12 protein-coding genes are annotated in these 13,813 nt (G+C 50.6%); 5 read left to right on the plus strand and 7 right to left on the minus strand.

Annotation, left to right across the window (positions count from 1 at the left end; all coding sequences use genetic code 11):
- Positions 1–91: 91 nt before the first annotated feature.
- Genes AWR27_RS13845 through AWR27_RS13855 form a run of 3 tightly spaced genes read right to left on the minus strand, consistent with a single transcriptional unit; the run spans position 92 to position 3,567 of the window.
- A complete protein-coding gene (locus AWR27_RS13845) occupies positions 92–1,120 on the minus strand; it encodes an SDR family NAD(P)-dependent oxidoreductase (protein ID WP_077131706.1) in 1,029 nt (342 codons plus the stop codon).
- Between the two features lie 50 nt (positions 1,121–1,170).
- Positions 1,171–2,508 (minus strand): anthranilate synthase component I family protein, encoded by a 1,338-nt coding sequence (locus tag AWR27_RS13850; protein ID WP_335695387.1) that lies wholly within the window; start codon positions 2,506–2,508, stop codon positions 1,171–1,173.
- A 33-nt stretch (positions 2,509–2,541) separates the two neighbouring features.
- Positions 2,542–3,567 (minus strand): NYN domain-containing protein, encoded by a 1,026-nt coding sequence (locus AWR27_RS13855; protein WP_077131708.1) that lies wholly within the window; start codon positions 3,565–3,567, stop codon positions 2,542–2,544.
- Between the two features lie 243 nt (positions 3,568–3,810).
- Here AWR27_RS13855 and hisB point away from each other — a divergent pair, with 243 nt between their 5' ends.
- The 4 genes from hisB (at position 3,811) to AWR27_RS13875 (ending at position 7,919) form a co-directional block, all read left to right on the plus strand.
- Positions 3,811–4,959 (plus strand): bifunctional histidinol-phosphatase/imidazoleglycerol-phosphate dehydratase HisB, encoded by a 1,149-nt coding sequence (gene hisB / locus AWR27_RS13860; protein ID WP_077131709.1) that lies wholly within the window; start codon positions 3,811–3,813, stop codon positions 4,957–4,959.
- 272 nt (positions 4,960–5,231) lie between these two features.
- Positions 5,232–5,801, plus strand: a complete 570-nt coding sequence (locus AWR27_RS13865; protein WP_077131710.1) for a 1-acyl-sn-glycerol-3-phosphate acyltransferase — start codon at positions 5,232–5,234, stop codon at positions 5,799–5,801.
- A gap of 93 nt (positions 5,802–5,894) precedes the next feature.
- Complete coding sequence (locus AWR27_RS13870) at positions 5,895–7,442, plus strand: ADP-ribosylglycohydrolase family protein (RefSeq protein ID WP_077131711.1); 1,548 nt, start codon at positions 5,895–5,897, stop codon at positions 7,440–7,442.
- Positions 7,443–7,475: 33 nt separating this feature from the next.
- Entirely contained in the window at positions 7,476–7,919 is a 444-nt protein-coding gene (locus AWR27_RS13875; protein WP_077131712.1) for a DMT family transporter, read from the plus strand.
- Positions 7,920–8,032: 113 nt separating this feature from the next.
- Here the strand turns inward: AWR27_RS13875 and AWR27_RS13880 are convergent, their stop codons facing one another.
- The 4 genes from AWR27_RS13880 to AWR27_RS13895 all read right to left on the minus strand — a co-directional run bounded on the left by AWR27_RS13880 (position 8,033) and on the right by AWR27_RS13895 (position 13,086).
- On the minus strand, positions 8,033–10,375 hold the full coding sequence (locus tag AWR27_RS13880) for a TonB-dependent receptor (protein WP_077131713.1): 2,343 nt from the start codon (positions 10,373–10,375) through the stop codon (positions 8,033–8,035).
- 19 nt (positions 10,376–10,394) lie between these two features.
- Positions 10,395–11,516 (minus strand): DUF4249 domain-containing protein, encoded by a 1,122-nt coding sequence (locus AWR27_RS13885; RefSeq protein WP_083732849.1) that lies wholly within the window; start codon positions 11,514–11,516, stop codon positions 10,395–10,397.
- Positions 11,428–12,246 (minus strand): hypothetical protein, encoded by an 819-nt coding sequence (locus AWR27_RS13890; RefSeq protein WP_077131715.1) that lies wholly within the window; start codon positions 12,244–12,246, stop codon positions 11,428–11,430. Before AWR27_RS13890 ends, AWR27_RS13885 begins: the two co-directional genes overlap by 89 nt.
- A gap of 267 nt (positions 12,247–12,513) precedes the next feature.
- A complete protein-coding gene (locus tag AWR27_RS13895) occupies positions 12,514–13,086 on the minus strand; it encodes a Crp/Fnr family transcriptional regulator (RefSeq protein WP_077131716.1) in 573 nt (190 codons plus the stop codon).
- Between the two features lie 113 nt (positions 13,087–13,199).
- On the opposite strand from AWR27_RS13895, the gene AWR27_RS13900 reads away from it, so the two are divergent.
- On the plus strand, positions 13,200–13,802 hold the full coding sequence (locus AWR27_RS13900; RefSeq protein ID WP_077131717.1) for a hypothetical protein: 603 nt from the start codon (positions 13,200–13,202) through the stop codon (positions 13,800–13,802).
- Positions 13,803–13,813: the final 11 nt, after the last annotated feature.

The raw sequence follows: 13,813 nt of genomic DNA on the forward strand, positions 1-13,813 counted from the left end.
CTGTATCTGTTAATACTGATGGATAATCAATTGGTCCCGAAAGAACGTAAAACGAATGCTATCATCCAACGCCGAACGGCCGTTAACTTTATTATCTGACAAGTTCATTGTTCTGTTCAGCCGCCTGGTCGGTCAACGTCGTAAGAAACGACTCCGACAGGGCGGTTTCGCTGTCGCGCCCATATGCCCGCTGTTCGCCAATGCCGCCCGGCGCGGGTAGCTGCGTATTGACCAGTGCGGTCAGTTCGCCGATCAGGTTCGGGGCAATTCCTTCGAGAGCCGCGCCGAGTTTGGCCGGGAACGATATAATTCGTTCGGCTTCTCCGTACCGGCAGGCGTCGATAACCTCGCGGGCGCAGTCGGTCGAATCGATGGTCAGGAGCGGCAACGAGTCCCCGATTTTGAAAACCGTGTATTCTTTTTCGTTTTGCCCTTTGTAAATAGCATTACGCGGGCTGCCGGTGCGGATGAGGCCGGGGCAAATGGTGGTAACATAAACATTGTCTTTCAACAGTTCAGCCCGAATACCTTCCGAATAGCCAACGAGCGCGAATTTGCTGGTCGAGTACGATACCAAATGCGGCACGGCCACCTTGCCGCCAAACGACGCAATATTGACGATGCGCCCCGATTTGCGACCCCACATCTGCGGCAACACGGCGTTAATCATGTGGAAAGCAGCCCAGAAATTTATGTCCATCGCTTCGCGGAAATCGGCCTCCGTAGCGTGTTCGTAGGGCGATACAATGATGACCCCCGCATTATTAATCAGCACGTCGACCGGGCCGAGTGTTTGCCGGACGTTCTCAACAAACCGTTCTATTTGTGTCTTATCGGTCAGGTCGCAGGCTTCGGTGTATACGTCGATGCCATACTGCCTCAGTTCGGAGGCCGCCCGATCCAGTTCTTCAGCGTCGCGGGCGCAGATGGCTACGTTTGCGCCTTCGCGGGCCAGCAGCCGGGCCATTTCAAGTCCCAGCCCACGCGAGCCGCCCGTGATTATGACGGTTTTTTCGTTGAAGTCAATTCGGCGTTTTTGCGCTAAAAAGGCTTTGGTGAGCGTCCAGGCACCTATACCCGCCAATGTCCAGAGCAGGGTTTTTGTTTGTGTCGAAGCCATCGTTTTTCATGTACGTTGATGGCGGGTAAACATGCAGACAGGGGCAAAAGTTAGCGATTTTGAGCCAGTGGTGTTTCGAGTACGTCGCGAATAGCCTGGGCTTTCAGCAAACACTCATGCCACTCCTCTTCGGGGTCGGCATCGTAGGTGATGGCACTGCCCACCGAAAACGACGTATACCGGGTTTGGGCATTGTATAACAGCGACCGGATCACCACACTAAAATCGAAATCGTTGTCGGGCGTAATATAGCCAATGGCTCCTGAGTACACGCCCCGGCGGCTTACCTCCAGTTCATCGATGCGTTCCATCGCCCGAATTTTGGGTGCGCCGGTCATGCTGCCCATCGGAAAGGCATGGCGAATGGCATCGGCCCACGAAACGCGCTCGCGCAATGTTGCCGACACGGTTGAAATCATCTGGTACACCTGCCGAAAGCCGTAAATACCGAACAATTCATCGACGCGCACCGACCCGGTTTCGGCACTTCGGGCGAGGTCATTGCGCACGAGGTCAACAATCATCAGGTTTTCGGCCCGCTCTTTTTCCGATGCCAGCAATTGCCTTCGCAGGCTTTGGTCTTCGGCAGGCGATTGACCGCGCCGGATAGTGCCTTTAATGGGCTGCGAAATCAGCCGACGGCCATCTTTCTTCAAAAACCGCTCCGGCGATGCGCCCAGCACATAGCGATCACCCAGCTTCAGGAAACTCGAAAACGGCATTGGCGACCGCTCGGTCAGGGCGCGGTAGGTTGTCAGCGGGTCGAGCAGGGCGTCTTCGCGGAAAAATTCGATGCAGTAATTAAGTTCATACACATCGCCTTCACGAATAAGTTGCTGCACCCGGCGCACATTGGCCTGGTATTCGTCGGGCGAAACGCGGCAACGGATGGGAGGTAGGGGGTGAGGGGTAAGGTATAGGGGGTAAGGGGTGGAGGGGTGTGTGCGGATGGTTTGGAGCAGGGCGTCGGCACTGCCTTCGCCGGTTATGAAAACTGTATCGCCCTGAAAATCAAGAACCCATTCAGGTTCTACGAAATACGCGTCTGGGAAGCCCAGCCGGTCGGGATTGCGGCTATGCAGGTCTTCAACCTGATTTTTCAGGTCATAGCCAAAATAGCCCACCCAATGCGAAGGCCGTACCTGTTGCGCGTCGGCTAACGCCTTGAAAAAATCAACCTCACGCTGCGCCCTCTGCGTATTACTCTGCTTCTCTGCGTTTAAACAAACGACCCGTTTCGCTCCGACATAGAGCCGGTTCGGAAACGGGTCATTTGGATAGGCAATACCGTTGTTGTTTAAAAAAGCGACAAACTGCCCCGGCTGCGTTACGGCCCAGGCCAATGCCTGCCAGCGAAACTCGTCATTCACAATCAATTGCGCTGGCACGATAGATGATTACGAATGAGCCTGAATAACTAACTAACCACGAACCAGTTGCACGTCGATGGCAATATCTTTCCCTTCGGTATTCTGACCAATCGTAAATTCAACTTCATCTCCTTCGCGGAGTTCGTTGAAGTCGGTATCGATCAGGCTGGTATAATGGAAAAACAGGTTGTTGGGCGGGAAATTCACGAAACCGTAGCCCGACTTGAGGCTGCGGATAGTGCTGATTTTACGACCTTCGGGATCATCGTCCACATCAGAAACATTGTAGTTGGGTTCGTCGCCCTGCGGCCCGTAGTTGCCGTAGCTATTATAGTTTCCGTTGGTGTAGTTATTGCTAAAGCTATTAGTATACCCCCCATTTGTGTTGCTGGGAGCCGCCGTAAACGTAGGCCGAACCTGTTGTTTTACAAACAGATTTTGAATGACAGGGTCGTTTTTACGGCTACGGCTGTCAATTTCCTGGTGCATAGCTACCGGATACGACACTTCTTCGATCAAATCCTGCGAGGTGCGCGTCACCTGTTTCTCACCCTGCTCATTCTCGAACTCAAAATCCCAGCTAAGTACCATAACGCGGGAGCCGAGCGTGTTTAGTTTGCGAATCAGCGGCACATAGTCGCCATCCGACGTAATCAGCACCACCACGTCGAACTGCTTATACTGCGCCAGTTCAAACGCTTCGAGGGCCAGCCATACATCGATACCTTTCTCCTGCCGGTAGCCCTGATACGTTTTTACGGGCAGGTAATGCGTTACCACACCCTCCGACATCAGAATATCGTCGAAAAGCCGGTCGTAGAAAAGCTGATTGCCGCGCTGATTAGCTTCGTGCGCGTTGAGCCGCCCCCGGAAGTAGTGCGCATCGACAATCTGGCATAACCGATCACTAACCCCCTCTTCTTCAGCTACTTGCTTCCGAATAAAGGCGTGTAATCCTGAGATACTGATACGGCTGCGTCGCTCGTGCGAGTAGTTGTAATAATTGCTTACGTGTAAGAAATAGTTACCGTCATAAAACACCCCAATGCGGGTAAGTTTCGATGATACTGCTGCCATGTGTTAATTGTAGTTTTTAACTTGTTTATGCACTGTATGATTGTGAGGCAATCGTAATGGGTTCCTGAACACTGTTTCCTGTCATCTATGAATACTACTACCGAAGCATCTTCTTACTTTTCTACTACAAGTACGGACAGCGTAATAATTCTATAAAAACAGCGAATAAGAACTACCCGGCAAAAATAGCATATTTTCGTTCAGAACCTGCACTGTATCTTTGTCGGCGATTAATCTTTTTATATGCAACCCATTCTATTCATCGACCGCGACGGTACGCTCATCGTTGAGCCGCAGCCCGATCAGCAGGTCGATTCGCTGGAAAAACTCGATTTTATTCCGAAAGCCATCTCGGCCCTCCGCAAAATCGCTGACGAAACGCCGTATACATTAGTGATGGTAACAAATCAGGATGGTCTGGGCACGGCCTCGTTTCCCGAAGATACATTCTGGCCTGCTCACAATAAAATGCTGGCAATCTTCGCGGGCGAGTCCGTACACTTCGATGCCGTTCATATCGACCGCCACTTTGCCCGCGACAATGCGCCTACCCGCAAGCCCGGCACGGGTATGCTGACCGACTATCTTTCGGACCAATACGACCTCGCCAACAGCTACGTCATCGGCGACCGCCTGACCGACGTGCAACTGGCCGTGAACCTCGGCGCGAAAGCGATTCTGTTCTTGCCCCCCGGCGGACTGGCAAGCGTACAAACCGCCGACGTGTCGGGCCTGACTGCCGATATGCAGAACGCCATTGCGCTCCAAACCGACGATTGGGATAAAATTTACGAGTTTCTGCGGCTACCCGCCCGCACGGCCATGGTAGAACGCAATACGAAAGAAACAAAAATCACAATCGAGCTGAACCTCGACGGTAGTGGCCGCGCCGATATGCATACGGGGCTGGGCTTTTTCGATCACATGCTCGATCAGTTGGCGAAACATTCCGGTGCCGACCTCAGCATCCGCGTACAGGGCGACCTGCACATCGATGAACACCATACCATTGAAGATACGGCACTGGCCCTCGGCGAAGCGTATCGACGTGCGCTCGGCGACAAACGCGGCATTGCCCGATACGGGTTTCTGCTGCCGATGGACGAAGCACTGGCGCAGGTTGCCATCGATTTTTCGGGTCGCCCGTGGTTGGTTTGGGATGCGGAGTTTCGGCGCGAGAAAATCGGCGATATGCCCACCGAAATGTTTTTTCATTTCTTCAAATCGTTCAGCGACACGGCGTTGTGCAATCTGAACGTCAAGGTAGACGGCGACAACGAACACCACAAAATCGAAGCTATTTTCAAGGCGTTTGCCAAAGCGATCAAAATGGCTGTTCGGCGCGATGTAAACGAGCTGGATAACCTGCCCAGCACAAAGGGGGTTTTATAAATCGCAGCCGGAGTTTGAACATACCCCGTCTCATAGTACTTTTGTCCACAAATTCAATTAGCTACTGACATGGATTTATCAACTCCCCTTACGTTGTTGTTCTACGTAGTGCTGCTGGCCGCTTCGTTTATGACGGGCAAGTGGCTGGAGCGCAAAGAACGGAATTACTAATTCACAGTTATCAGCCAACAGCGAACAGCCAACAGTTTTCTTAATTTACTACTGTCGTTTGTTTACTGTTGGCTGTTGGTTGTTCACTGTTCACTGTAACTATGCTTGGTGCGATTGCCCGTTGGTTGTTTAAAGTCTGGGGCTGGCGAATTGTTGGCCCGGTTCCAACCGTTCCCAAAGCTATTTGGGTAGTGGCTCCGCATTCCACAAACTGGGATTTTCCGATTGGGCTGGGTATCCGCCCTACCATTCATATCTGGATTCAATACCTTGCCAAGAGTTCGCTTTTCAAGTGGTATTCGGGCTGGCTGTTCCGGGCGTTGGGTGGCAAGCCCGTGTATCGCGACAAGTCGAATAATCTGGTCGATGCTATTGTGAATGTGTTCAATGAGAACGAAACCCTACACATCTGCATCACGCCCGAAGGCACCCGCGCCAACGTCTCCAAACTTAAAACGGGCTTTTACTACATCGCACTCAAAGCGGGCGTTCCCCTTATTCTGACTGGCTTCGACTGGCCGCGCAAACTCGTCATCCTCAGCGAACCTATGTACGTAACGGGCGATTACGAACGCGACATGGTTCCGTTCTACGAGTTCTTCTCACAAGTACAGGGCGTTAAAAAAGACTGGCTCGTAAACTGGGAAAAAACCGGCGTTATTACCGCCTAAGTGCCCCGGCATGAACGCTGGTATTGCTTATGGGGAAACTCCGAACGGTAGTTTACCCGATTTTAATCTTTTCATGGCAAATATCTTCCTGCCATGAGATACCTCCTTTTCCCGCTACTTACGGTGGCCTTCCTGGTGGCTGCACTGACGCCCGTTTCTCGTAAGCTGCCTAAAACAGTTACGCTTACCAAAGCCACATTGCAGGACAAAATTAAAGGTGGCTGGGCCGGGCAGGTTATCGGCTGCACGTTCGGCGGACCAACCGAGTTTCGGTACAACGGCACGATGATCAATGATTATCAGCCAATTGAGTGGTACGATGGCTACATCAAACAGACCATGCTCAACAACCCCGGCCTGTATGACGACGTGTACATGGATTTGACGTTTGTTGATGTGTTTGAACGCAAAGGTCTCGACGCGCCCGTTGCCGAACATGCCAATGCCTATGCTACGGCAGGCTATATGCTCTGGCACGCCAATCAGGCCGGGCGGTATAATATTCTGAACGGCATGAAGGCTCCAGATTCGGGACACTGGCTCAACAACCCACACGCCGACGATATTGATTTTCAGATTGAAGCCGATTTTTCGGGACTAATGGCTCCCGGTATGCCCAACACCGCCGTGCAGCTTGGCGACCCCATCGGCCACATTATGAATTACGGCGACGGCTGGTATGGCGGGGCGTTTGTAGGTGCAATGTACGCGCTGGCCTTCGTGTCCAACGATGTGAACTACATTGTGAGCGAGGCCCTGAAAACCATTCCGGCGCAGAGTACCTTCTACCAGTGTATCAACGACGTCATTCGCTGGCATCAGCAGTACCCGACCGACTGGAAACGCAACTGGTTTGAAATTCAAAAAAAATGGTCGGACGACGTGGGTTGCCCCGACGGCGTATTCCGGGCGTTTAACATCGACGCCAAAATCAATGCAGCTTACATTGTGCTGGGGCTGCTCTACGGCAAGGGCGACTTCACGAAAACGATGGAGATCAGTACCCGAGCCGGGCAAGATTCCGACTGCAACCCCGCTTCGGCGGGCGGTATTCTGGGCACGATGCTCGGCTATGCAAAAATTCCCGCCTACTGGAAGCAGGGCCTGAGCGAAGCCGAAGACATCGACTTTAAATACACGACCGTTTCGCTGAACGAGGTGTATGCTATGAGCCTGAAACACGCTTTGCAGGTTATCGAGCGCAACGGCGGGCGCGTAACGGGCGATGCCGTGACCATTGCCACGCAAACCCCTAAAGCCGTTCGGTTAGAGCAGGGATTTTCAGGCCATTTTCCAGTGCAGTTGCGGAGTATAAATAAAGACATCGAGAGCGAATACAGCTTTGATTTTGAGGGCATTGGATTTGTACTGAAAGGAGAAGCCAAGCCCAAAAACCGCAGTTTGTGGCAATATGAAAGTGAGGTCGTATTCCGGGCCGAACTGTATATCGACGGGCAGAAAACAGAAACGGCGAACCTACCCGTGAGTTTCACCAAACGCCGGCACGAACTGTTCTGGAAATACCAGCTTCCCAACGGCAAACATACTATACGGGTGAAACTGCTCAACTCCGACGCCGACCACGTTGTGCGCATGACCGACCTGCTCGTCTACAGCGACCGTCCGGTAAAAGCAAGGTAGGCCCGAAACAAACGGTGCCTTACCTTTGCAGCTATGAATTTTCTTTATCTGTTTCTGGCTTTCCTGACCGGACTGGCAATAACGGTTCAGGCGGGTGTAAACGCCAACTTGCGGCAGGCAATGGCGAATCCGATACTGGCGGCTGCCATTTCATTCGGGTCGGGATTTGTATCGCTACTGTTATTTCTGCTGGTATCGGGCACTACGCTACCCCCGCTCGAAACGGCCCGGCAACTTAGTTGGTGGAAATGGACCGGCGGTGTTATTGGAGCCGTATACGTTTCAAGCGTTATTATCTCTGTACCGAAAATCGGAGCGGCCAACCTCATCAGCCTGAGCGTGGCCGGCCAACTGCTGGCGGCTGTACTACTCGATCATTACGGTATGCTGGGTTTCGCGCAGCACCCCGTCAACGGCTGGCGGGTGCTGGGTATGCTCCTGATTGTAGCAGGCGTAGTGCTGGTGGTCAGAAACTAAGGCGTTGCTCCAATCGGCAGCGCAACCTGTACTTCAGCCCAAAAAGTATGATTGGGCCACTATAGTCAGATGTTTTTTGTCCCTTAAACTCCTGACCGATTTTTTGGTAGGATTTAAAATTTTAGCTGGTACGAGACATAGGGAAGGAGCGGAAGAACGGCTTGTTGCGTAATTTCCATTCGATCATATACAGACCCTGATGGAGTCCCGTTCTGAGTTTTTCGCATTAACGTCTGGGGTTCCAGATAATACGGATTGGCCCGGTTATAGACGTTATAAGCACCGAAATTCCAGGCGGCCTGACGCCCACGGCGGGTTAAAAAAGCATAGGTAGCCCCAACATCCAGCCGATGATAATTCGGCATCCGGTAATTATTACGATCTTCATAAATGGGTCTGGGTTCTCCATCTAAGCCGATCTGTGCACCCGTAGGTAGTGTAACGGGATAGCCAGTCTGATAAACCCAATTAGCCGATAAAGCCCACTTTTTGGTCAGTTGATAGTTGCCCACCCAAGCCAGATTGTGCCGTCGGTCGTAGCGGGCTGGATACCAACGTCCATCGTTAATGGCAGGCGTCTGACGTTCGCTGTTAGCATACGTATAGGATATCCAACCGTTAAATCGGCCTGTAGTCTTATGAACCATTGCTTCGATACCACGCACACGACCGCTAACCGGCTGAATGACGATATCCTGCCAGTTTCGTCTAAAATCAGATACAAGGTCGGCACCTTGTATGTAATCTATTAAATAGTACAGGCGTTTCTTGTATACTTCAGCCGATACCCGCCAGGTTTTATTATCTGTCCAATAGATACCTAATTCTCTCTGATTAGACCAGGATGGTCGAATTTTCTGCGTAGCTGGCACCCATATATCGTTGGGTATTCCAATACCGTTAGATGTAAGCTGGTGTATAGACTGGATCATTGTACTCAATCCACCTTTAAGCGTCAGTTGTGGCAATAAGGCAACGCCAACACTCAGACGTGGTTCCCATGACAAATAGGTAGTTTGATCAACTTTAAAGTAGGGCATACGCATCCCCATGTTAAGCCGGAGCCAGGATCGGGGTTGCCAGTCATTTTCAATAAAAACGGCTTGTTCCTGTGCGTAGATAGGTCGACTTTCATTCGGCTGGTCAAACTCCGGGCGGCTCGACTCCACAATACTTATTCGACCCGGATAAAAACGGTGCCAGATTTGCTCGCCACCAGCCCGAAGCGTATAAGCGGGCGATGGCGTAAACTCCAGACTGGTTTTTATAGCCCAGTCGCGAACAGTATTCCGAATAGAAATGGAATTTAGCAATACATCTTCACCAACCTGCGTTCGGCTGCTGCCCCCAAACTGATACGCGAAATTGCTGTAGAGCAACGTTACTTTTCCGAATAATTTAGGGGTTAGCGCACGGTTGTAGCGCACGGTTGAGGTTAGATTTCCCCAGCGCAGGGTTGTCTGAGTGCGGTCACTCTTATCTTGCTCCGCATATTTGAAAAAATCGTTATTGTGATAAACGCTAACAAACAACTGACTTTTATCATTGAAGCGGTGGTTTACCTTGGCGTTCAGGTCATAAAACCAGACATTGGTCAAATTTTCAACCCGCTTTCCTGCCCACAGGCGAATGTTCTGTGGTAGAAACAGCAGGCCAGTGTTCATAGTGCGGGCCGCTACCATATACGATGAAGTACCTTTACGCAGGGGACCTTCGGCCAGAAACCGTGAACTAATCACGCCAATACTTAACTCTTGCCGGGCTTTCTGGTTATTGCCTTCTTTCATGGAAATGTCCAGCACCGAAGCCAGCCGTCCACCATAGCGGGCTGGAAAGCCGCCCTTGTAGAGGTCAATATGCCGGACTGCATCAGGGTTGAAGGCAGAAAAAAATCCAAACGCGTGCGATGCATTGTAAACAGGAGCTTCATCGAGCAATATCAGGTTCTGTTCCGGGCTGCTTCCGCGCACATACAAGCCCGAACTGCCCTCCTGCCCAATCGAAACACCCGGCGTGGTAGCTAAGGCTTTCATTAGATCAGCTTCGCCTAAAAGCATAGGAATTTGTTTCAGCCGCTGAACCGGAATGCTTAACAGGCCAGGTTCTGTTCGGAGTGCCTGTTGCCTGACCGTTATGGCCGACAGCGTGTCGGAATGCAGCCGGATTGTTAACAATGTGTCTCGCTCAACACCGATGCGGTCGATAACAGGCGCATAGCCAACATACGATACACGCAGGTTGTAATATGCCTGATGCGGCAGTGTCAGACTGAAAAAACCATACTGATTAGTTGTAGTTCCTTTTACAAAAGCTGTTGCCTGAACGGAAGCCCCAATTAAGGCTTCTCCACTGCTGTGTTCGCGCACATAACCTGAAATAGTGACAGTGCGTTGGGCAAACAGTGGCTCATAACCGAGCAGAAATAGCAGAAATAACAGATAGATACGTTGTTTCATCGGATTAATTCAGATCAAATTACCGAATACGAATGGTTTGCTTGTATTCGTTCAGGGCAGCTACTACGCCATAGCCGCCAATAACATTTGTGTAGGTGCGTTTGGGTTCGGTGAATGCATTGGCAAGCCCTTCGGTGATCTGATACGTTTTGCCGTACTCGAAATATTCCGGCGATACAGAAAACAAACGAATCCGCAACTCATCTACATAATCTTCGTCAAGTTGAGTTTTATCTATGGTGAATCTACGGTCGTAGACTAACGTCTCGATAACAATCCCCAGTTCTTTCTCAGACTGGGCAAAACAGGCGTCGCTGTAGATGGTGGCAGACCCTGGAACATATTCTTCTGTTTTTGACAATAAACTGGTTAGTGCAATCTCCTTAAAACAATCATCATCGCGGTAGTTGAAGCCACCCAAGGCCCTTTCAATTGGTAGAATATTGCCGCCATCAGGCTTTCCATTCCGAAACGGCTCAATGCCAACGGCATAATAATTACCAATTTCTGGATAATCAGTAAGCTTAATACGTAATAAGTGGGGGTCAGCATATGGATTAAGCGATGTCACCTTAGCTACTGTATCATACTGAATTTGATGAAGCGGAAATACCTTTGGTATCATAACTGGCTTGCTTTGTGCCGACTCAAAGCCCGTTGCTTCGGCCTTAATCACATAAGTTACCCCGGCTTTAAGCGCGTAGTCAAACAGCCGATAATTGCCCTCTGAAACATATGACAGCCTGCCGACTAATGTACTGTTGGCATACAACGAAACAACCGCATTATCGACATAGGTTTTTTCGGGTATTGCACCCGTAGCGGGCCATGTGCGCCCCACAAATACCTCTGGAGCCTGATTGGCCCGCAAAAGACCATTGACCACCAATTTGGAACCAGCAAACGATAGGTCATATACGACACCATCCTGGCACGAAAACCCCAGTAAGCAGACGAAACACGCAAGAATTCTGACGACCATTTTAGTTGTACTAAAATCGTCAACCGGGCAGGACGACCCCAGCAAGCTGGCTGCCCGACTGACGAACGGTTTAAATATTTGTGGAGAATGAGATAAGTTGAGTACGATTCTTCCCGATAGAACCACCATTACCGTTACAAACACCTCTAAAGGTGGCATTCATGGTTACGGTTCCTACCGAACCTGAGGTCCAGCTTTCCTGATAACGCCATCTTATTGTTTCAGAATGGTTTTCTTCATACCAGGGAGATATGGGGTTGCCATTCAGAGTAGCCGAACCGCTAACCGACATACCGTCGGAAGGGTGGGCACCCCAGCCCCACCAGTTACTCCGCTGATGGCGTACTTCAACACCGGTAGACCAATATTGCTGTGGAAATGGGTAGTTCTTCGCCCAAGTGTTGCCTCTGAACCGGCGTTCAACCAAACCTGTGGAATTGTAAGGAATATCCCAGTAATCATCAACAGTAGCCCGACGGGCACCACTCGGCGTTTTGATGTTGACGCTGGTGGGCAGATTATCTACTGCTCTCGACACAACATGCGGACCACTGCCCCGGAGCAACTCCTGCTCATAGCGCAGGTGCGTCCGGGATACGGCTACGTCGCTGATGTGAATCAGGATGTCGCCAACCTGCACTAACCCTTTTGCGTTGACAAGGTTAGCCAGCGCAAAATCCGAGAGAGCCCGTCTGAAATCGCGGTCTTTGCCCACGCCCTTGACCGTATAGACACCTTCATATTGCTGAATGGTGCCATCTTCGAGTGCTTTGCCGATGTCGTACTTCACCAGATTAGTGTACGATTTATTCAGCGAAACGAACCCGGGAAAACGTTTTTCCCAGTTCTTCAGGCCATCCGGTGCGTTTAACATGTTGAGTGTACGCATAAAATCGGTTGTCGATGCGAACGTTAAACGGTCTCCCGACACTGTGATTTGGGGTTCAGGCGTAGCACTAATAGGCGAGACACTTGTCTCATCTGTAGTAGGCTGACAGGATAGGTTTTTTTGTAAAACAATTGACCTCACAAACCCCGCCATCGGTCGTCAAACTGTGCGGGGTTTGCTTGTTACAAAGGTAGCGGGGCAATTAGTGTAGCCTTCTTGCCCTAAAGCAAGAAATGAGTTGATCTAAATCAAAAAAAAATTACTTGTTTATACGCTTCGTTTTGCTCTAAGCCTACTAAGCGTTGATGGCGTCACATCAAGGTAAGACGCCAGATGTTGAAGCGGCACCCGGCTGTAAAGTTCAGGGTAATGCTGCACGAAATGATCGAACCGCTGTTGGGCCGTCAGGCTCCGCAGCACCCTGAGCCGGCTTTCATTTTGCAGTAAAAAATGTTCGGCTAACAGCCGCATTAAGTTTTCCACCTCGGGCATTGCCGTTAGTATGCGTTGTATATCACTGTGGCGGACATACGCAATAATCGAGGGTTCTATAACCTGAATGGTCTCGAAGGACGGCACCTGCCGGAAAAAACTCCGGGCCGAGCAGGCAAACTGCTCATCACTGGCAAACCACGACGTGTATTCTTTGCCCTCCCATTCATAAAAGGCGCGAACCAAACCAGATTCTATAAAATAAAGTTTATCGCTTACATCTCCTTCATGAAGTAATACGCTCCCTCGTTTAGCAGGTTGTGTGACAAAGGCACCGGAGATGGTGGCCCAGATGTCACCAGAAAGTTTACATTTTTCGTTGGTAAAGCTATTAATGGTTGTCCGCATTGATCTGGTATAAATCGGGGCAGCAAATTAGCTACTTACTTTTGTAACACCAGTGTACTTTGGTAAATTATTTCAACATTATCAGCCTATTTGTCTATAGGTGTTGACTACCTATGATCAATTATCGTTTTTATCCATCGTTACTCAACGCGTTTTCGCGCTATGTGCGCGGGGGCAATTTGTTGGCGCAGGAGCTTATCGACAGCATCAACCGCGTAGCCACACCCACCACCGAAGCGCAGGAGCGCGGCATCTCGTTTGAGGAAGCCATCATTAAAGGCACCAACGAAGAACGCTTCGACCCGGACATTGTGCGGAAAGTGCGGAAACTGCTCCCCCGCCCCATTGTTGATACGCAGGTCTATTGCCAATGGCAGGTCGACGACGTGCTGTTTTACGGCTACGTCGATTTGATCGGTAAATTCAAAGCCGTTGACCTGAAAACTACGGCATCGTATCAGAAAGACCGGTACGTATTCAACCACCAGAATTTGTATCTCCACGCGCTCAAACGCAAGGGTATCAAGCTGATGGAATACGTCATTACAGACTTTACAGACGTGTACGTCGAAAGCTACTCGCTTACGCACCCCATCGACCGGCAGTTGGAAGAAATCAGGCTCTTTAAAGCGTTTCTGGAAGAACATCGCCCTTTGATAACCGATAAAAAGATATTCGTTAACGACGGCGAAGACCCCGACGCCCGGCGAAAGTAGTACCTTTGCCG

The sequence above is a fragment of the Spirosoma montaniterrae genome (genome assembly GCF_001988955.1).
Lineage (GTDB): Bacteria > Bacteroidota > Bacteroidia > Cytophagales > Spirosomataceae > Spirosoma > Spirosoma montaniterrae.